Genomic DNA, 19,408 nt, shown 5'->3' with positions numbered 1-19,408 from the left:
GTACCTCAGATCCTGCATTGTGTTGCTTCAGCGTTTCTGCCTTTCGGCTTTCCCGCTGCACCCGACTTTAGCAGAAGCTTTCTGTCGGATTTCCCGGCCAATTCGAGTCTGCCCTGGAAACATGCGTTTCCGCGGCACTCGTCGAGGCGGTTGTGACAACGTACTGGAGCGGGGCACCCGGATGCAAATCGGTTGCCCCGCCCCGGTGAACGTGCATCAGGTCTGTGCTCAGACCTCGACGACGACAGGCAGGATCATCGGCCGACGGCGGTAGGTGTCGGACACCCACTTGCCGATCGCACGGCGGATGAGCTGCTGCAACTGCCGTACTTCCACGACGCCGTCGGAGGCCGACCTGGCCATCGCTTCCTCGATCTTCGGGATGACCGCGGAGAAGGCCTCGTCGTCGATTCCGGAGCCCCTGGCGTGGATGTACGGACCGCCCACGAGCTTGCCGGTGTTGCTGTCCATGACGACGGTCACGGAGACGATGCCCTCTTCACCGAGGATGCGGCGGTCCTTCAGGGAGGACTCGGTGACGTCACCGACCGAGAGGCCGTCGACGTACACATAGCCGGCCTGCACCTTGCCCGCGATCTTCGCTACACCGTCGACGAGGTCGACGACGACGCCGTCCTCGGCGATGACGCAGCGGCTCTTGGGAATGCCGGTGAGCTGTCCCAGCTCGGCGTTGGCGCGCAGGTGGCGCCATTCGCCGTGGACCGGCATCAGGTTCTTCGGCTTGCAGATGTTGTAGAAGTACAACAGCTCGCCGGCCGACGCGTGGCCCGAGACGTGGACCTTGGCGTTGCCCTTGTGGACGACGTTGGCGCCCCAGCGGGTCAGGCCGTTGATGACCCGGTAGATCGCGGTCTCGTTGCCCGGGATGAGCGACGAGGCCAGGACGACGGTGTCGCCCTCGACGATCCGGATCTGGTGGTCGCGGTTGGCCATCCGGGACAGGGCCGCCATCGGCTCGCCCTGGGAGCCGGTGCAGACCAGAACGACCTTGTTGTCGGGAAGGTCGTCGAGCTGCTTGACGTCCACGATCAGGCCGCCGGGCACCTTGAGGTAGCCGAGGTCACGGGCGATGCCCATGTTCCTGACCATGGAGCGGCCGACGAAGGCGACCTTGCGGCCGCGCTGGTGCGCGGCGTCGAGCACCTGCTGGATGCGGTGGATGTGGCTGGCGAAGCTCGCCAGGATGATCCGCTTCTCCGCCTTGGCGAAGACCTGCTCCAGGGCCTGCGAGATGTCGCGCTCCGGCGGGATGAAGCCGGGGACCTCTGCGTTGGTGGAGTCGGAGAGCAGCAGGTCGATGCCCTCTTCGGCCAGCCGCGCGAAGGCGTGCAGGTCGGTCAGCCGGCCGTCGAGCGGCAGCTGGTCCATCTTGAAGTCGCCGGTGTGCACGACCATGCCCGCGGGCGTGCGGATGGCGACCGCGAGGGCGTCCGGGATGGAGTGGTTGACCGCGATGAACTCGCAGTCGAAGGGGCCGATGCGCTCGCGCTGGCCTTCGGCGACTTCGAGGATGTACGGCCGGATGCGGTGTTCCTGGAGCTTCGCCTCGATGAACGCCAGCGTCAGCTTGGAGCCGATCAGCGGGATGTCGTCCCGCTCGCGGAGCAGGAACGGAACGGCGCCGATGTGGTCCTCGTGGCCGTGGGTCAGCACGATGCCGACGATGTCGTCCAGGCGATCCCGGATCGACGAGAAGTCGGGCAGGATCAGGTCGATACCGGGCTGCTCGTCCTCGGGGAAGAGCACTCCACAGTCGACGATCAGCAGTTTCCCGCCGAATTCGAAGACCGTCATGTTGCGGCCGATTTCGCCGAGGCCGCCGAGCGGTGTGATGCGCAGGCCGCCTTCAGGCAGCGGACGGGGCGGGCCGAGCTCGGGGTGCGGGTGGCTCAAAGTTTCTCCTCACCACGCGCGCCGGCGGTCCCGTGGACCGCGGTGCGCGTGACATTTCGATGTGCTGTCGGTTTCCGTGTACGTGCGTATTCAGTTGTGAAGTCTGTGGTGGTGAGGTCCGTGACCGCGCGAGCCCTGGGCTGCGGGTCTGTGACCGGCGGAAGTCTGTGACTACAGGTGTACCCCGCCTGCGGCGAGATCCTGCTTCAGCTGCTCCGTCTCGCTCCCGGACAACTCCACGAGGGGCAGCCGCAGCGGCCCCGCGGGCAGGCCCAGCAGGTCGAGGGCGGCCTTGGTGGTCATGACGCCCTGTGTCCTGAACATGCCCGTGAAGATGGGAAGCAGGCGCTGGTGGATCTCCACAGCCTTGGCGGTGTCGCCGGCCAGGTGTGCCTGGAGCAGTGCGCGCAGCTCCGGTGAGACGACATGGCCGACGACGGAGACGAAGCCGACCGCGCCGATCGAGAGCAGCGGCAGGTTGAGCATGTCGTCGCCGGAGTACCAGGCGAGTCCGCTGCGGGCGATGGCCCAGCTCGCCGCGCCGAGGTCACCCTTGGCGTCCTTGTTGGCGACGATGCGGGGGTGTTCGGCCAGCCGGACGAGGGTCTCGGTGTCGATCGGGACACCGCTGCGGCCGGGGATGTCGTAGAGCATCACCGGCAGGCCGGTGGCGTCGGCGATGGTCGTGAAGTTCCGGTACAGCCCCTCCTGCGAGGGCTTGCTGTAGTACGGCGTCACGGTGAGCAGACCGTGTGCGCCGGCCTGCTCGGCCTGGCGCGCGAGCTCGACGCTGTGCCGGGTGTCGTTGGTGCCGACTCCGGCGATGACGAAGGCGCGGTCCCCCACGGCTTCCAGGACAGCCCGTACGAGCTGCTCTTTCTCCACGTTGCTGGTGGTCGGCGACTCGCCGGTGGTGCCGTTGACGACCAGGCCGTCATTGCCTGCGTCGACCAGGTGGGCGGCCAGTCGCTGTGCGCCGTCGAGGTCGAGCGCGCCGTCCGCGGTGAACGGCGTGACCATTGCGGTCAGGACCCGCCCGAAGGGGGTCGTCGGTGTGGAGGTCGGAGCCATGGGTCCAACGCTACTCGTTGTATGTCGGGGCGTGTCGCCTCGGGACCTGCGGAAAGGACTCCGGCGGTGCCTGCTCGGGGGTCCAAGCACTGCCGGAGTCCGTTTCTGCAGCCTAGATGAACTTCGCGAATGCCTGCAATCGGAACACTTCGGACAAAACGCTGTGACGAGCGCTACGGAGCGATGCGCCCGTTGCCGTTGAAGGCCGCGTGGGTCAGCGGCATGAGCTTCGCCCACTCGGCTTCCATCTTCTCGCCGACCATCTCGATCTCCCGCTGCGGGAAGGACGGAACGGCCGCCAGCTCGTGCTGTGTACGGAGTCCGAGGAAGTGCATGAGCGAGCGCGCGTTGCAAGTCGCGTACATCGAGGAGAAGAGCCCCACCGGGAGGACCGCACGGGCCACCTCGCGGGCGATGCCGGCGGCCAGCATCTCCTGGTACGCCTGGTACGCCTGACGGTACGAGGCCTCCATGGCCTCGGTCGTCGCCCGGTGCTGGGCGTCCGTACCGTCCACGAACTCGTACTTGCCCGGACGGCCCTGCTGGACGAGCTTGCGTTCCTGCGCGGGAACGTAGAACACCGGCTGCAGCTCGCGGTAGCGGCCGGACTCCTCGTTGTACGACCAGCCGACGCGGTGCCGCATGAACTCGCGGAAGACGAAGATCGGTGCGCTGATGAAGAACGTCATCGAATTGTGCTCGAACGGGCTGCCGTGCCGGTCGCGCATCAGATAGTTGATCAGGCCCTTGGACCGTTCGGGGTCCTTGGTCAGCTCTTCCAGGGACTGCTCTCCCGCGGTGGACACACGCGCCGCCCACAGCACGTCCGAGTCCGCGGCACTGTGCTTGACCAGATCGACGGTTACCTCACCGCGGAACTGGACGGCGGTCTCGGTGGAGGTGTCGCTCACCGTGGGTCCTTCCTGTTGTCTCAAGGGGCGCGCCCAGCCTAGACGCTGGCGCTGACAGCCCTGCTCATCGCCACAAACCGCACCCCGCCCGCCGAATGGCGGACGAGGGTTGTTAGATTGGGAGACTTCCAGCAAAACGGACACGGGAGTGTGCTGCAATGTTCCGCCGGGGAGAGCCTGTTCCCTTCGCCTTCATAGCCGAGGCGGAGAGCTTCCAGAGCAACGTGGCTCCTCCGCCCAGAACGCGTCCGAGCCCGCTCCGGATCGCGGGACGTGCGCTGGGAACGGTGCTGGTGCTCGCCGGACTGGTCGCCGCCGCACTGCTCGGCGGCCCCGCGCTCGATCCGCACCAGCAGGGCTCGGTCGGCTCGCAACACGAACAGGCCGCCCGAACGCCCTGAGCTGGCCACTGCGTCGGACGGCAGATAACCTCACCGGTCAGAGCCCCACCTCTGCCGGAAAAGGACCACGCGCGTGCCCCTGCCTTTCCTCGCCTCCGACAGCGTCCACGAGCCGCGCCAGACGGCCGACGCGCTGCCGCACACCCCCCAGGACCGCTGGATTCGCCCGTATCGTCCCGGTCCGTGGCGGGTCGCGACGGCCGCGCTGATGCTGGTGCTCTCCTCGTACGTGCTCTTCGCCGCGATGATCATCGCCGCCACGGGCGCGCTGCCCGGCGCGGGGCTCTGCCTGGGCGCGGGCGCGCTGGTGATCATCAGCGCGCTGCGGCTGCTGCGGGTGGGCTTCTGGGTCAGCGGACGCGGGCTGCGGCAGTCCGGACTCTTCTACACGATCACCGTTCCGTGGGACGGCGTCGGCAACGTGCGCACCGTGCAGCAGCCGGTGAAGGTGCTGGGGCTGCCGCGCACCGTCCAGGGGCAGGCGCTCGTCGTCACGCGCCGGGACGGCCAAACGCTGCGGCCGCTGATGACCGACCACAACGCCGACTTCCTCGGGCGCACCGAGGCCTTCGACATGGCGGCCGACGCCATAGAGGGCTGGGCCACCGAACTCCGCTGACGCCCGCCCCCGGCCGACGCGGCGAACCGATTCAGCTCGTGCGTACCGGCTTGCCGTCGCGCAGCGCGATGGCGCGCTGCATGGCCTTGCGGGCCCGCGGGGTGTCCCGGGCGTCGAAGTAGGCGATGGCGAGCCGGAACCAGCTGCGCCAGTCGTCGGGGAAGGCTTCCGTCTCGGCCTGGCGCTTCGCGAAGACCGCGTCGGCCGAGTCGCGGTCGATACGGCCGCTGGGCGTGCGGACGAGCTCGTCGACGGGCAGGCCGCCCTCGGCGTCCAGTTCGCGGGAGAGCCGGTTCGCGTGCCGGGCGAACTGGGTGGTCTGCCACAGGAACCAGGCCCCGATGAACGGCAGGACCAGGACGGCGATACCGAAGGGCACGGTGATCCAGGTGCCTTCCTGCAGGAGCAGCACACCACGGCTGCCGACCAGGACGAAGTAGCAGACCAGCGCCCCGGCCAGTACGAAGTAGGTCACTTTGGCGCGCACGGCGATCAGTCCAGGTCCAGGCTGTGTTCGTCTGCAAGGCTGTGTTCGTCTGCAAGGAAGTGTTCGAGGCCGAAGGTCAGGCCCGGGGTGCCGGCGACCTTCCGGGCGGCGAGCAGGATGCCCGGCATGAAGCTGCTGTGATGCAGCGAGTCGTGCCGGATGGTGAGCGTCTCGCCCGTGTCGCCGAACAGGACTTCCTGGTGCGCGAGCAGGCCGCGCAGTCGGACCGAGTGCACCGGCACGCCGTCGACGTCCGCGCCGCGCGCCCCGTCCAGGCCGTGCGTGGTCGGGTCCTGCTGGTGCGGCATCCCCGCCTCGTCGCGGGCGGCGGCGATGAGCTGGGCGGTCCGGGTGGCGGTGCCGCTGGGGGCGTCCGCCTTCTTGTTGTGGTGCAGTTCGATGACCTCGACGGTCTCGAACCAGCGGGCCGCCTGCTGCGCGAAGCGCATCGTCAGGACCGCGCCGATCGAGAAGTTCGGGGCGATGAGCACTCCGGTGGCCGGGGAGTCCGCCAGCCAGCCGTTCAGCGCCGTCAGGCGCTCCTCGGTCCAGCCGGTGGTTCCCACGACGCCGTGGATGCCGTTGCGGACGCAGAACTCCAGGTTCGCCATCACCGCGTCCGGGTGCGTCAGCTCGACGGCGACCTGCGCGCCGGCGTCGGTCAGCGCCGTCAGCGGGTCGTTCCTGCCGAGCGCGGCGACCAGTTCCAGGTCGTCGGCGGCCTCGACGGCCCGCACGGCCTCGGCGCCGATCCGGCCGGTGGCGCCGATGACGGCCACACGGAGCTTGCTCATGCTGATCCGTTCCTCCGGTTGTGCGCCGCGATCGCGTGGTGCGACCGCGGCGCGGGTACGACCGCCGCGCGGGGGTTACGCGACCGATTCGTGCAGGCGCGAGGTCTGCTTGTCCTTCAACGGGCCGATGACGGCCAGCGAGGGACGCTGTCCCAGTACATCGCGGGCGACCGCGCGCACGTCGTCCGGGGTGACGGCGGCGATGCGCTCCAGCATCGAGTCCACCGACATCTGCTCGCCCCAGCACAGCTCGCTCTTGCCGAGGCGGTTCATCAGCGCCCCGGTGTCCTCCAGGCCCAGCACCGTCGAGCCGGACAGCTGGCCGATGGCGCGCTGCAGTTCCTCGTCGGTCAGGCCGTGCTCGGACACGTTGTTGAGCTCGTCGCGGCAGATCTTGAGCACTTCGGGGACCCGGCGCGGCTGACAGCCCGCATAGACGCCGAACAGGCCGCAGTCCGCGAACGACGAGGTGTACGAGTACACCGAGTACGCCAGGCCGCGCTTCTCACGGATCTCCTGGAAGAGCCGCGAGCTCATGCCGCCGCCCAGCGCCGTGTTGAGCACGCCGAGCGCCCAGCGGCGCTCGTCGGTGCGGGCCAGTCCCGGCATGCCGAGGACGACGTGCGCCTGCTCGGTCTTGCGGTCCAGCAGTTCGACGCGGCCGGCGGTACGCAGCGTACGGGCGCCGGAGCGCGGGTCCATCGGCACGGCGTCGGCGTCGCGCAGGGCGCCGGCGTTCTCGAACGCCTTGCGGACCTGGCGGACGACCGTCGCGTGGTCGACGTTGCCGGCCGCGGCGACGACGAGGTGCGTCGGGTCGTAGTGCTTCTTGTAGAAGCGGGCGACCTGGTCGCGGGTGAGGGCGTTGATGGTCTCGACGGTGCCGAGGACCGGCCGGCCCAGCGGGGAGTCACCGAGCAGCGCCGTGGTGAACAGGTCGTGGACCTGGTCGCCCGGATCGTCCTCGGTCATCGCGATCTCCTCGAGGACGACGCCGCGCTCGGCCTCGATGTCCTCCTGGCGGATCAGCGAGCCGGTGAGCATGTCGCACACGACGTCGATGGCGAGCGGCAGGTCGTTGTCGAGGACGCGTGCGTAGTAGCACGTGTACTCCTTGGCGGTGAAGGCGTTCATCTCGCCGCCGACCGCGTCGATCACCGAGGAGATGTCGAGCGCGCTGCGCCGCTTCGTGCCCTTGAAGAGCAGGTGCTCCAGGTAGTGGGTGGCGCCGTTGAGCGCCGGGGTCTCGTCGCGGGAGCCGACGCCGACCCAGATGCCGAAGGTCGCGGAGCGGACCGTCGGCAGGGTCTCGGTGACGACGCGCAGGCCACCGGGGAGCACGGTCCTGCGGACCGTGCCGATGCCGTCGGTGCCGGGAATCAGAGTCTGTGTGCGGACGGCCCGCCCCTTGGTGGAGGGACGGGCCGTCACGACAGCGGAGCGAGAGGTCACGAGGTGGACTCGTCCTCGGCGTCGCCCGCTTCTTCACCCTCGATGACCGGGATCAGCGAGAGCTTGCCACGGGCGTCGATCTCGGCGATCTCGACCTGGACCTTGGAGCCCACGGCGAGGACGTCCTCGACGTTCTCGACGCGCTTGCCGCCGGCGAGCTTACGGATCTGCGAGATGTGCAGCAGACCGTCCTTGCCCGGCATGAGCGAGACGAAGGCACCGAAGGTGGTGGTCTTCACGACGGTGCCGAGGTAGCGCTCGCCGACCTCGGGCATCGTCGGGTTGGCGATCTGGTTGATCACCGCGCGCGCGGCCTCGGCCTGGGAGCCTTCGGTCGCGCCGATGAGGACCGTACCGTCATCTTCGATGGAGATGTCGGCGCCCGTGTCCTCCTGGATCTGGTTGATCATCTTGCCCTTGGGGCCGATGACCTCGCCGATCTTGTCCACGGGGATCTTGATGCTGATGATCCGCGGGGCGTTCGGGGACATCTCGTCCGGAACGTCGATCGCCTCGTTCATCACATCGAGGATGTGGAGGCGGGCGTCGCGGGCCTGCTTCAGCGCGGCGGCCAGGACCGAGGCGGGGATGCCGTCGAGCTTGGTGTCGAGCTGCAGCGCGGTGACGAAGGTCTTCGTACCGGCGACCTTGAAGTCCATGTCGCCGAACGCGTCTTCCGCACCGAGGATGTCGGTGAGGGCGACGTAGTGCGTCTTGCCGTCGATCTCCTCGGAGATCAGACCCATGGCGATACCGGCGACGGGGGCCTTGAGCGGCACACCGGCGTTCAGCAGCGACATGGTGGAGGCGCAGACCGAGCCCATGGACGTCGAGCCGTTGGAGCTCAGCGCCTCGGAGACCTGGCGGATCGCGTAGGGGAAGTCCTCGCGGGACGGCAGCACGGGCAGGATCGCCCGCTCGGCCAGCGCGCCGTGACCGATCTCGCGGCGCTTCGGCGAACCGACGCGGCCCGTCTCACCGACGGAGTACGGCGGGAAGTTGTAGTTGTGCATGTAGCGCTTGCGCGTCTCGGGCGCCAGCGTGTCCATCTGCTGCTCCATGCGGAGCATGTTCAGCGTGGTGACACCCAGGATCTGGGTCTCGCCGCGCTCGAACAGGGCGGAACCGTGGACGCGCGGGATGGCCTCGACCTCGGCGGCCAGCGTACGGATGTCCGTCACGCCACGGCCGTCGATGCGGACCTTGTCCTTGATGACGCGCTCGCGGACCAGCTTCTTGGTCAGCGAACGGTACGCGGCGGAGATCTCCTTCTCGCGGCCTTCGAACTTCGGGAGAAGCTTCTCGGCGGCGATGGCCTTGACGCGGTCCAGCTCGGCCTCGCGGGCCTGCTTGCCGGGGATCGTCAGGGCCTGGGCGAGCTCACCGGTGACGGCCTCGGACAGGGCGGCGAAGACGTCGTCCTGGTAGTCGAGGTAGCGCGGGAACTCGGCGGTCGGCTTCGCGGCCTTCGCCGCCAGCTCGGACTGCGCCTTGCACAGGGCCTTGATGAAGGGCTTGGAGGCTTCGAGGCCGGCGGCCACGATCTCCTCGGTCGGCGCCTCGGCGCCACCCTCGACGAGCGCGATCGTGCGGGCGGTGGCCTCGGCCTCGACCATCATGATCGCGACGTCGCCGTCCTCCAGGGCGCGGCCGGCCACGACCATGTCGAAGACGGCGTCCTCGAGCTGGCTGTGACGCGGGAACGCCACCCACTGGCCCTTGATCAGTGCGACGCGGACGCCGCCGATCGGGCCGGAGAAGGGGAGACCGGCGAGCTGCGTCGAGGCGGAGGCGGCGTTGATCGCGACCACGTCGTACAGGTCATCGGGGTTGAGCGCCATGATCGTGCAGACGACCTGGATCTCGTTGCGCAGGCCCTTGGCGAAGGACGGGCGCAGCGGGCGGTCGATCAGGCGGCAGGTGAGGATCGCGTCCTCGGAGGGGCGCCCTTCGCGGCGGAAGAACGAACCGGGGATCCGGCCGGCCGCGTACATGCGCTCCTCGACGTCCACCGTGAGGGGGAAGAAGTCGAGGTTCTCCTTGGGGTGCTTCGAGGCACTGGTGGCCGACAGCACCATGGTGTCGTCGTCCAGGTAGGCCACGGCGGAGCCGGCGGCCTGACGGGCCAGACGGCCCGTCTCGAAGCGGATGGTGCGGGTGCCGAAGGAACCGTTGTCGATAACGGCCTCGGCGTAGTGGGTCTCGTTCTCCACTATGGGGATTCTCCTCATTCATGTCCCAGGGCGTATCCCGGGGACCTTCGGTGAGGGGAGCGTCCCGCCAGGGGCCGGTCTTCGATCGAAGCCTTCGGGGAGTCCTGCTGCCCGGAGGCCACTACCGAGGACCGGCGTTCGTGGCTCATTAGGAGGACGCTCCTCCTCGTGTGTTACAGCGTGCTCACACCAGACTACAAAGAATCGTCGGTCGAGTACGCAAAGGGAGCGGCTCCCGGGTGGGAACCGCTCCCCCGCACAACGTCTTACTTGGCGCCGGCCGCACCGCGGCGGATGCCGAGGCGCTCGACCAGGGCGCGGAAGCGCGTGATGTCCTTCTTGGCCAGGTACTGCAGCAGACGGCGGCGCTGGCCGACGAGCAGCAGCAGACCACGGCGGGAGTGGTGGTCGTGCTTGTGCAGCTTGAGGTGCTCGGTGAGGTCCGAGATACGGCGCGAGAGCATCGCGACCTGCACCTCGGGGGAGCCCGTGTCGCCCTCCTTGGCACCGAACTCGGCGATGATCTGCTTCTTCGTCGCGGCGTCGAGCGGCATACGAACTCCTCAGGTGTCTGTTTGCCTCCGAGTGCCCCTGGACTGGAATCACAGGCGATCTTGGATAACTCTGGAGGCGAGGACGCGGGTTCTTACACACACATCCGTCAGCCAGAGTACCAGCCGCACGGGCGACGACTCGCCGCGCGGTTTCCGGCCTCCTGAGGGAGCTGACGGAGCTCGGGCGGGAGGGGCGGGCCTGCCGTGGATCGGCCGCCGATGATTAGGCTGTCCCCCAGAGCGGCAGGAGCAGAAGAGGGCGGACAGCCCGGACGGGGCACGGAGGCTCTGCTGCGGCGCACGGGGGAGGGGTTCGACGATGAAGCACGCCGGGTTCCCGGAACCGGTCCGTCGCGGGGATCGTCACGAGTTCGATGACGGATTCCGCGCAGCAGCACGCCGTCAGCGCTCCACCGACCGTCCGTCCCTGTCGTTCGGATGCGTTTCAGAGATATACCAGGAGGCATTGTGAGCAGCGATCGGGACGAGAACCGCGTGGGCGGGGCCGCCCCTGTCGAGGAGCAGGGCGACGCCGACTACACCGGTGAGTTCACCTTCGACTACACGCCGCCCGCCTGGTACATGCAGAATTCCGGTGGCGACGACAGCGGTGACAGCGGTGACGACCCGGACGCGGAGTCCGGTTCTGCCGACGCTCCCGCTCCCGCCGCGGCCGAGGAGCCCGAGCGCGAGCCCGAGGTGACGCCTCCGGCGGCGCCCGCTCCGCTGCCCGTGAACCCGGTCGCACCGCCGGCGGCGCCGTTCGCCGCGGCGCCCCCCGCGCCGCCCGTTGCCACTCCGGCGCCGGTGTCGGCTCCTGAGCCGAAGCCCGAGCCTGCCGGCGAGCCGTCCTGGTCGGCTACCTCGGTGCCGTTCGTCCCGGCTCCGGCCGCTGCCCCCGCGCCGACACCGGCTCCGGCGCCCGCCGAAGCGGCGCCTTCCGCTGTTCCGGCGTTTCCGACGCTCAAGCCGAGCGTCGGCGAGGACCGTCCCGCGGACGCCCCCGCGGTGGAGCCCGAGAGGGACGACGACGAGCTGCCGGGTGCGGTGCGCAGTGAGTCGACGGTGCGGATCGCGCCCGGATCACTGCGCCAGCGGCCCGGAGCGGGTACGCCCGCGGCCGCCGCGGAACCGAATCCGGCGCCGGACGCTCCGCCGTCCGAGGGTCCGGTCTGGGTGCCGAAGCCTCCGTCGGCCCCGGCCGCGGCGTGGTCCCCGGCTCCTCCGCAGAGCGCGGTCCCGCCACTGCCGCCGCACTTCCAGGCCGCTGACACCCCCGCGCCGCCGGTCCCCGACGACCGGGCCACCCCGCCCACGGGCGCGCCCTGGCCGGCCCCCGCCCAGCCCGCGCCGTCGCGTCCGGGCGCCGACTTCGCGTTCGCTCCGCCGGCGCCCCCCGAGACGGTCGAGCCCGCCGCTCCGCCGGCCGGTTACGGCTTCCCCCCGGCCCAGCAGGGACCCGGCACGCCGAACCTTCCCGCCCCGCGGACGGCGGCTCCGCTGCCGCAGGGCGGATACGGCTTCCCGCGGCCCGCCGACGCAGCCGCGCCCGCACCGGCGCCCGCACGGGAGGACCGGCAGGAGGACCACACTCCCCCGCCGCAGCCGGCGTACGGATTCCCGCAGACGGGGGCGCAGCGACCGCCGCTCGCGCAGGGTGGCTACGGGTTCCCGCAGCCCACCACCGACGCACCCGTGCCGGCACCGGCACCGGAGGATCGCGCACCGGCCCCCGCGCCCCACGGCGGGTACGGGTTCCCGCAGCCCGCGCAGACGCCCGTGCTCCCGCCCGCGCCGGAGGACCGTACGCCGCCGCCCGCGCCCTGGCCGAACCCCGCGCCGCCCGCCCCGGCACCGGCCCCCGCGCCGCAGCAGGGATACGGATTCCCGCCGGTCGGAGCACAGCCGCAGCCCCAGGCCCAGCCGCCGCAGCAGGGGCAGCAGGGCGGGTACGGGTTCCCGGTTCCCGCCGACGCTCCCCCGGCTCCGCAGGTCCCCGAGGACCGCGCTCCCGCGCCGTCGGCAGCGCCGTGGCCGAGCCCGAATCCGCCGGCGCCGCAGCCCGGGTACGGGTTCCCGCAGAGCGGTCAGCAGCCGAGCGGTCAGCCGCAACCTCCGCAGCAGCAGGGTGCGTTCGCGCCCCTGCCGCAGCCCGCTCCGGAGGGCCGCGGCGCCCCGCCCACCGGCGCTCCCTGGCCGAACCCCGCGCTGCCCCCGGCCGCGCCGGAGCCGGCCCCCGCGCCCCAGCAGGGGTACGGGTTCCCGCAGGGCGGCGCCCCGCAGCCGCCCGTCGCCCCCGGTCCCGGCCCTGAGGCGCCCGCGCCCATGCCGCCGGCCGGCTACGGGTTCCCGCCGCCCGCGGCACCCCTGCCGCCGGAGGCCAACCCCGGTGCTGCGTTGCAGCCGTTGCCGCCGCACGGCGGCTACGGATTCCCGCCGCCGGGACAGCAGCCGCAGGCCCAGCAGCCGGCTCAGCAGCAGCCGCCGCAGCAGTACGGGCAGCCGCAGGCGCAGCCGCAGCACCCGGGTGCTGCGGAGGAGTCCGCCGATCCGCGGACCGGCGGCTGGCCGACGGTGACGCCGGACCAGCGGCAGCGTTCGGTGCAGGGCGCGCCGCTCGGTTACACCGCGGCCGTCGAGCTGTCGTCGGACCGGCTGCTGAAGAACCAGCCGAAGCCGAAGCGGCCCGGTGCCAACGCGACGCCGTCGCGCTTCAAGCTCGGCGGCAAGAAGGAAGAGGCGGAGCGGCAGCGGAAGTTGGAGCTGATCCGTACTCCGGTGCTGTCCTGCTACCGGATCGCGGTGATCAGCCTCAAGGGCGGCGTCGGCAAGACCACGACGACCACCGCGCTGGGCTCGACGCTGGCGACCGAGCGCCAGGACAAGATCCTCGCGATCGACGCCAACCCGGACGCAGGCACGCTCGGCCGCCGGGTCCGCCGGGAGACCGGTGCGACCATCCGCGACCTGGTGCAGGCGATCCCGTACCTCAACAGCTACATGGACATCCGCAGGTTCACCTCACAGGCGTCCTCCGGGCTGGAGATCATCGCCAACGACGTGGACCCGGCCGTGTCGACCGCGTTCAACGACGAGGACTACCGCCGTGTCCTCGATGTGCTGGGCAAGCAGTACCCGATCATCCTCACCGACTCGGGTACCGGTCTGCTCTACAGCGCGATGCGCGGTGTGCTCGACCTGGCGGATCAGCTGATCATCGTGTCCACGCCGTCCGTGGACGGTGCGAGCAGCGCGAGCACCACGCTGGACTGGCTGTCGGCGCACGGCTACGCCGAACTGGTGCAGCGCAGCATCACGGTCATCTCCGGGGTCCGCGAGACCGGCAAGATGATCAAGGTGGACGACATCGTCGCCCACTTCCAGACGCGCTGCCGCGGGGTGATGGTCGTCCCGTTCGACGAGCACCTGGCCGCGGGCGCCGAGGTCGACCTCGACATGATGCGTCCCAAGACCCGGGAGGCGTACTTCAACCTCTCGGCGATGGTCGCCGAGGACTTCATCCGCGCCCAGCAGGCGCAGGGGCTGTGGACCGCCGACGGGAACCCGCCGCCGCACCTGGCACCGCCGGTCCCCGGCCAGCAGGGTCCGCAGCAGGGCCAGCCGCAGTACCAGCAGCAGGCTCCCCCGCCGCCCGGGTTCCACGGTCAGGCGCCCCAGGGTCCGGGCCAGCCGCAGGCCCCGCAGCCGCCGCAGCAGTACCAGCCGCAGGCGCCGCAGCCCTACCAGCCGCAGCCCCAGCAGGGCTGGCCGCAGCAGCCGCCGCAGCAGGCCCCGCCCGAGCAGCCGCCGGGCTACGGGTACCCGCCTCCGCCCCAGCAGTAGCCGCGGCAGCGGTCACCGCAGCGGTCACGGCAGCAGTCACAGCACGTCGGAGTACAGCACCGGAGAGGGCCTTCGTCGCACCCCGCGGCGGGGCCCTCTTCGCGTAGTGGCGCGGGCCGCGACGTACATCACCGGGTGTAGCGCCGTTCCACCCCGGGATGCAGTCGGGCGGCCACGAGTTCCGCCTGTGGGTCATCGTGCCCGCCCTGGTCGGCGACCTAGCGTGGGGACATCCCCCGATCGCTGCCGGCCACAAGGACGTTCCGATGATCGAAGCCCACGCACTCACCAAGCGCTACGGCGAGCGCACCGCCGTCGAGGACCTCAGCTTCTGCGTACGGCCGGGCGCCGTCACCGGCTTCCTCGGGCCCAACGGCGCCGGGAAGTCCACCACGATGCGGATGATCCTCGGCCTGGACGCGCCTTCGGCCGGCCGGGTCACGGTGAACGGGCGGCACTACGCCGACCATCGGGCCCCGCTGCACGAGGTCGGCGCGATGCTGGAGGCCCGCGCGATCCACACCGGGCGCTCGGCCTACCACCACCTCCTGGCGCTCGCCGTCACGACGGGCATCCCACGTCGCCGGGTCGACGAGGTGATCGACATCGTGGGCCTGCGCGACGTCGCCAGGAAGCGCGCCGGCGGCTTCTCGCTCGGCATGGGGCAGCGCCTCGGCATCGCGAGCGCGCTGCTCGGTGACCCCGCGACGCTCGTCCTGGACGAGCCGGTGAACGGCCTGGACCCCGAGGGCATCCTGTGGATCCGCAACCTGCTGCGGAGCCTGGCGGCCGAAGGACGTACGGTCCTGGTCTCCTCGCACCTGATGTCCGAGATGGCGCTCACCGCCGAGCACCTCATCGTGATCGGCCGCGGCCGGCTGATCGCCGACACCTCCGTGGAGAAGTTCGTCCGCAGCGCGGCGGGCACCTCGGTACGGGTGCGGACCGATGACGCGGACCGGCTGCGGCCGCTGCTGGCCGGCCCCGAGGTGACCGTGGCGTCGGAGGCGGCAGGGGTGCTGGAGGTGACCGGTCTGACCAGCGACCGGATCGGCAGGATCGCCGCCGACCACGCCATCGCCCTCGCCGAGCTGACGCCGCAACAGGCGTCCCTGGAGGAGGCGTTCATGGAACTCACCCGCGATGCCGTGGAGTACCAGGCACCCGCCGTACCCGCCCGTGAGCATGTCGGCGCGGGCAGCACCGCAAGCACCGCAGCCACCGCGGCGGACACCGATGGACGTGCGGCATGAGCACCCTCCTCGACCGCCCGGCTGCCGCCGGCGGCCCCGCCGTCCGCGGCCACGTCACCCAGCTCCGCGTTCTGCACTCCGAGTGGATCAAGCTGCGCACCCTGCGGTCCACGCTCGTCACGCTGACCGCCGCCGTGATCGTGATGATCGGCCTCGGGCTGCTCTTCTGCGCGGTCAGCGCGAACCGCTGGCCCCATATGGACCGGGGCGAGCAACTCCGGTTCAGCGCCGCCGGGGTGAGCGTGCGCGGCTTCCTGCTCGCGCAGCTGGCCGTCGCGGTCCTCGGCGTCCTGGTCGTCTCCGGCGAGTACGCGACGGGCATGATCCGCGCGACGCTGTCCGCCGTCCCGCGCCGGCTTCCGGTGCTGTGGGCGAAGGCGGCGGTGTATACGACGGTGACGTTCGTCGCGATGACGACGGCGTCGCTCATCGCGTTCCTGGCCGGCCAGGCGATCCTGTCCTCGCAGCACATCGGTACCTCGCTCGGCGCGCCCGGCGCCGCCCGCATGGTGTTCGGCGCCGGCCTGTACCTCACCGTGGTGGGCCTGTTGAGCGTGGCGATCGGCACCCTCGTCCGCAGTACGGCGGGCGGCATCGCCACCGTCTTCGGGCTGCTCATGGTGCTGCCGCTGCTCACTGAGGCGCTGCCGACGTCCTGGTCCATCAACGAGTACCTGCCGAGCAATGCGGGGCAGGCGCTGCTGGCCGCCCACGCCGAGCCGCATATCTTGGCCCCATGGACCGGGTTCGCAGTCTTCTGTCTCTACACGGCCGTCGCCCTGGCAGCGGCGGCGGCAGCGCTCAGGCGCCGGGACGCGTGAGGCGGTGACGCCCGCCGCGCCCGCGCTCCGGCGGACCGTTCGGTCCTGGCGCGCCCACCTCGGGCGCGCCAGGCTGCGGGTGCGGGCGAAGCTGCCGGCGGTCGCCGGCGACGCGGTGCTCACCGCGGCGCTGCTGCTGGCGACGGCGGGCCTGGCCCACCGTGATCTGTCCCGCTCGACGTCGCTCGTGGTCTTCCAGGGACTGCTGTTGATCCCGCTGGTGTGGCGGCGGCGGGCCCCGCTGGCGGTCTTCGGTGTCATGGCGGCGGTCGCGTTCCTCCAGTGGCTGTCCGCCGGCCCGCTGCCCGCCGATGTCGCGCTGCTCATCGCGCTGTACACCGTGGCCGCCCATTCGTCCCGGCGCCGGACGCTGGCTGCCGTCGCGGTGCTCGAACTCGGCACCCTTCTGGCCGCGTTGACCTGGGCGACGCACGGACGCACCACCCAGTCGTTCATCGCGCTGTCGGCCATGGTGGTCGCCGCCGCCGTGATCGGTGTGAACGTACGTACCCGGCGCGCGTACCTCGCCGCGCTGGAGGACCGGGCCGGCCGGCTGGAGCGCGAGCGCGACCAGCAGGCGCAGCTCGCGGTGGCCGGTGAACGGGCCAGGATCGCCCGCGAGATGCACGACATCGTCACCCACAACCTGTCGGTGATGGTCGCGCTCGCCGACGGCGCGGTGTTCGCGCAGGAGCGGCACCCTGAGAAGGCGGCCGCCGCGATGCGGCAGGTCTCCGGGACCGGCCGGCAGGCCATCACCGACATGCGCCGTTTCCTCGGAGTGCTGCGCGCCGACGAACCCGACGCGCTGCGCCATCCCATGCCCGGCATCGCCCAGTTGGAGCCGCTCGCCGAACAGGTGCGCGCCGCCGGGTTGCCGACCCGCCTCAGCGTCGGCGGAAATCCGGCCGCGGCCACCGCGGCGGCCCAACTCACCGTCTACCGACTGGTACAGGAAGCCTTGACCAACACCCTCAAGCACGCTCCGGCCGGCACCCGTGCCGAAGTCCGGGTGCGCTGCTCCCCCGATTCCGTCCGCGTGGAGATCACCGACGACGGCCCCGCCGTGACCGCGGCCGTTCCGTCCGGGCACGGGATCGCCGGGATGCGCGAACGGGCCGCCGCGTACGGCGGGCAACTCGACGCGGGCCCGCTGCCGGACGGCGGCTGGCGGGTCTCTGCCGTGCTCACCCTGAATCCACCCCAGGACGAGGCCACGTTCCAGGACGAGAGCCCGCTCAAGGACGAGAGCCCGCTCCAGGACGGGGACGGTGCCCTGTGACGATCCGGGTGCTCCTCGTCGACGACGAACCGCTGCTGCGGATGGCCTTCACCATGGTCCTCGACGCCCAGCCCGACATGGAGCCGGTCGGCGAGGCCGCCGACGGCGCCGAGGCCATCCGCCTCACGCTCGCCCTGCGGCCCGACGTGGTGCTGATGGACGTCCGGATGCCCGGCACGGACGGGATCGAGGCCACCGGCCGGATCGTCGAGAGCTGCCCGGAGACCCGGGTGCTCATCCTGACCACGTTCGACCTGGACGAGTACGCCTTCGCGGGGCTGCGGGCGGGCGCGTCGGGCTTCCTGCTCAAGAACGCGCTGCCGGAGGAACTCCTCGCCGCGATCCGGTCCGTGGCCGCCGGCGATGCCGTCGTCGCGCCCCGGATCACCCGCCGTCTGCTGGAGACCTTCGCCCACCAGCTCCCGGCCGGGAACGGTGCCACGGACGGTGACGAGCGCCTGGAGCGGCTCACCGCCCGGGAACGCGAGGTGCTGGTCGAGGTCGGCCGCGGCCTGTCCAACACGGAGATCGCCGCGGGCCTGCACCTCGCCGAGGCGACCGTGAAGACCCATCTGAGCCGGATCCTGGTCAAACTCGGACTGCGCGACCGCGTCCAGGCCGTGGTCTTCGCCTACGAGACCCGACTGATCCGACCGGCGTAGGGCCGGGGTCGGGGTCGCAGGCGTGGGGGTTCGAAATGCTGCCGAGCTATTTGTGGGCCGCTGGGGGCACCCCCGGCCGAAGGTTGGGGGACCTAAATAGTCGATTTCGAAGCCCCGCGCCGGAGACCCCGGCCCCGGCCCGGCACCGACCCCGACTCAGACCCGGTGGATCAGGAAGCAGGCGTCGGGGCCGCGTCGATCAGCTCGCGGGACTGCTTCACGTCCTCGGCCATCCGCACCAGCAGCGCGTCGATCGAGTCGAACTTCTCCATCCCGCGCAGGTAAGCGAGGAAGTCGACGGCCACGTGCAGCCCGTACAGGTCCAGCCCGACGCGGTCGATCGCGTACGCCTCGACCGTGCGTTCCGTGCCGTCGAACGTCGGGTTGGTGCCGACCGAGATGGCGGCGGGCATCGCCTCGCCGTCGACGTGCAGCCAGCCGGCGTACACACCGTCGGCGGGGATCGCCGTGTGCGGCAGCGTCTCGACGTTCGCCGTCGGAAAGCCCAGCTCGCGCCCGCGTTGCGCGCCCCGGACGACAACGCCCTCGACGCGGTGCGGACGGCCCAGGATCTCCATGGCGCCCGCCACATCGCCCTCGGCGACCAGCCGGCGCGTCATCGTCGACGAGAACGGCTCGCCGCCGCCCGCGGCGCCGCGCACGTACAGGTCCACGACGTCGACCTCGTAGTCGTACTTCAGGCCCATCGCGGAGAGGAACTCGACATCACCGGCGGCCTTGTGCCCGAACCGGAAGTTCGGTCCCTCGACGACGAGCTTCGCGTGCAGCGAGTCGACGAGCACCGTCCGGACGAAGTCACCGGGCGACAGCTTCGAGAACTCGGCGGTGAAGGGGAGGATGAGCAGCGCGTCGACGCCGAGTCCCGCCATCAGTTCGGCACGGCGGTGGTGCGCGGAGAGCAGCGGCGGGTGGCTGCCCGGCCGCACGACCTCGCTCGGGTGCGGATCGAACGTGACGACCACCGACCGGACACCCAGCTCACGGGCGCGGTCGACGGTCTGCCCGATGATCAGCTGATGCCCCCTGTGCACGCCGTCGTAGGAGCCGATGGTGACGACGCTGCGTCCCCAGTCCCCGGGAACGTCCTCCAAGCCCCGCCAGCGCTGCACC

At 70.9% G+C, this 19,408-nt stretch carries 16 protein-coding genes; 7 read left to right on the top strand and 9 right to left on the bottom strand.

What is annotated here, in order from left to right; genetic code table 11:
- Window positions 1-228: 228 nt before the first annotated feature.
- From AC07DC_RS40460 to thyX, 3 genes are all read right to left on the bottom strand, one after another.
- Entirely contained in the window at window positions 229-1,914 is a 1,686-nt protein-coding gene (locus AC07DC_RS40460; protein WP_478919908.1) for a ribonuclease J, read from the bottom strand.
- A 171-nt stretch (window positions 1,915-2,085) separates the two neighbouring features.
- Complete coding sequence (dapA, locus tag AC07DC_RS40455) at window positions 2,086-2,985, bottom strand: 4-hydroxy-tetrahydrodipicolinate synthase (RefSeq protein ID WP_478919907.1); 900 nt, start codon at window positions 2,983-2,985, stop codon at window positions 2,086-2,088.
- 173 nt (window positions 2,986-3,158) lie between these two features.
- Window positions 3,159-3,896 (bottom strand): FAD-dependent thymidylate synthase, encoded by a 738-nt coding sequence (gene thyX / locus AC07DC_RS40450; protein WP_478919905.1) that lies wholly within the window; start codon window positions 3,894-3,896, stop codon window positions 3,159-3,161.
- 158 nt (window positions 3,897-4,054) lie between these two features.
- Between thyX and AC07DC_RS40445 the strand changes: the two genes are divergently transcribed.
- Window positions 4,055-4,297: a hypothetical protein gene (locus AC07DC_RS40445; protein ID WP_478919904.1), complete on the top strand. Its 243-nt coding sequence runs from the start codon at window positions 4,055-4,057 to the stop codon at window positions 4,295-4,297.
- A gap of 73 nt (window positions 4,298-4,370) precedes the next feature.
- Entirely contained in the window at window positions 4,371-4,916 is a 546-nt protein-coding gene (locus AC07DC_RS40440) for a hypothetical protein (RefSeq protein ID WP_478919903.1), read from the top strand.
- 31 nt (window positions 4,917-4,947) lie between these two features.
- Here the strand turns inward: AC07DC_RS40440 and AC07DC_RS40435 are convergent, their stop codons facing one another.
- The 5 genes from AC07DC_RS40435 to rpsO form a co-directional block, all read right to left on the bottom strand.
- Window positions 4,948-5,403, bottom strand: coding sequence for a hypothetical protein (locus AC07DC_RS40435; RefSeq protein ID WP_478919902.1), 456 nt, complete (start codon window positions 5,401-5,403; stop codon window positions 4,948-4,950).
- A 5-nt stretch (window positions 5,404-5,408) separates the two neighbouring features.
- Complete coding sequence (dapB, locus tag AC07DC_RS40430) at window positions 5,409-6,197, bottom strand: 4-hydroxy-tetrahydrodipicolinate reductase (RefSeq protein WP_478919901.1); 789 nt, start codon at window positions 6,195-6,197, stop codon at window positions 5,409-5,411.
- Window positions 6,198-6,272: 75 nt separating this feature from the next.
- Window positions 6,273-7,649: a M16 family metallopeptidase gene (locus AC07DC_RS40425; RefSeq protein ID WP_478919900.1), complete on the bottom strand. Its 1,377-nt coding sequence runs from the start codon at window positions 7,647-7,649 to the stop codon at window positions 6,273-6,275.
- Window positions 7,646-9,862, bottom strand: a complete 2,217-nt coding sequence (locus AC07DC_RS40420; RefSeq protein ID WP_478919899.1) for a polyribonucleotide nucleotidyltransferase — start codon at window positions 9,860-9,862, stop codon at window positions 7,646-7,648. Before AC07DC_RS40420 ends, AC07DC_RS40425 begins: the two co-directional genes overlap by 4 nt.
- A 266-nt stretch (window positions 9,863-10,128) precedes the next feature.
- Window positions 10,129-10,416, bottom strand: a complete 288-nt coding sequence (gene rpsO, locus AC07DC_RS40415) for a 30S ribosomal protein S15 (RefSeq protein WP_138357422.1) — start codon at window positions 10,414-10,416, stop codon at window positions 10,129-10,131.
- Between the two features lie 468 nt (window positions 10,417-10,884).
- Here rpsO and AC07DC_RS40410 point away from each other — a divergent pair, with 468 nt between their 5' ends.
- The 5 genes from AC07DC_RS40410 to AC07DC_RS40390 all read left to right on the top strand — a co-directional run bounded on the left by AC07DC_RS40410 (window position 10,885) and on the right by AC07DC_RS40390 (window position 18,277).
- Window positions 10,885-14,259, top strand: coding sequence for an SCO5717 family growth-regulating ATPase (locus AC07DC_RS40410; protein WP_478919898.1), 3,375 nt, complete (start codon window positions 10,885-10,887; stop codon window positions 14,257-14,259).
- Between the two features lie 266 nt (window positions 14,260-14,525).
- Window positions 14,526-15,512: an ABC transporter ATP-binding protein gene (locus AC07DC_RS40405; protein ID WP_478919897.1), complete on the top strand. Its 987-nt coding sequence runs from the start codon at window positions 14,526-14,528 to the stop codon at window positions 15,510-15,512.
- Complete coding sequence (locus AC07DC_RS40400) at window positions 15,509-16,333, top strand: ABC transporter permease (RefSeq protein WP_478919896.1); 825 nt, start codon at window positions 15,509-15,511, stop codon at window positions 16,331-16,333. Before AC07DC_RS40405 ends, AC07DC_RS40400 begins: the two co-directional genes overlap by 4 nt.
- Window positions 16,334-16,337: 4 nt before the next feature.
- Window positions 16,338-17,615, top strand: coding sequence for a sensor histidine kinase (locus tag AC07DC_RS40395; protein ID WP_478919895.1), 1,278 nt, complete (start codon window positions 16,338-16,340; stop codon window positions 17,613-17,615).
- A complete protein-coding gene (locus AC07DC_RS40390; protein WP_478919894.1) occupies window positions 17,612-18,277 on the top strand; it encodes a response regulator in 666 nt (221 codons plus the stop codon). The genes AC07DC_RS40395 and AC07DC_RS40390 overlap by 4 nt, the downstream gene beginning before the upstream one ends.
- A 170-nt stretch (window positions 18,278-18,447) precedes the next feature.
- On the opposite strand, the gene AC07DC_RS40385 is transcribed toward AC07DC_RS40390, so the two are convergent.
- Entirely contained in the window at window positions 18,448-19,407 is a 960-nt protein-coding gene (locus AC07DC_RS40385; RefSeq protein ID WP_478919910.1) for a bifunctional riboflavin kinase/FAD synthetase, read from the bottom strand.
- Window position 19,408 lies beyond the last annotated feature (1 nt).

It is taken from the genome of Streptomyces sp. NPDC045021 (assembly GCF_056432645.1).
Note: the sequence above shows the minus strand (reverse complement) of the source record. Positions and strands in the feature narration are given on the sequence as shown.

Coding starts and splice junctions, on each gene's coding strand:
- dapA (WP_478919907.1), bottom strand. CDS start 2,985: ATGGCTCCGACCTCCACACCGACGACCCCCTTCGGGCGGGTCCTGACC.
- AC07DC_RS40445 (WP_478919904.1), top strand. CDS start 4,055: ATGTTCCGCCGGGGAGAGCCTGTTCCCTTCGCCTTCATAGCCGAGGCG.
- dapB (WP_478919901.1), bottom strand. CDS start 6,197: ATGAGCAAGCTCCGTGTGGCCGTCATCGGCGCCACCGGCCGGATCGGC.
- rpsO (WP_138357422.1), bottom strand. CDS start 10,416: ATGCCGCTCGACGCCGCGACGAAGAAGCAGATCATCGCCGAGTTCGGT.
- AC07DC_RS40405 (WP_478919897.1), top strand. CDS start 14,526: ATGATCGAAGCCCACGCACTCACCAAGCGCTACGGCGAGCGCACCGCC.
- AC07DC_RS40400 (WP_478919896.1), top strand. CDS start 15,509: ATGAGCACCCTCCTCGACCGCCCGGCTGCCGCCGGCGGCCCCGCCGTC.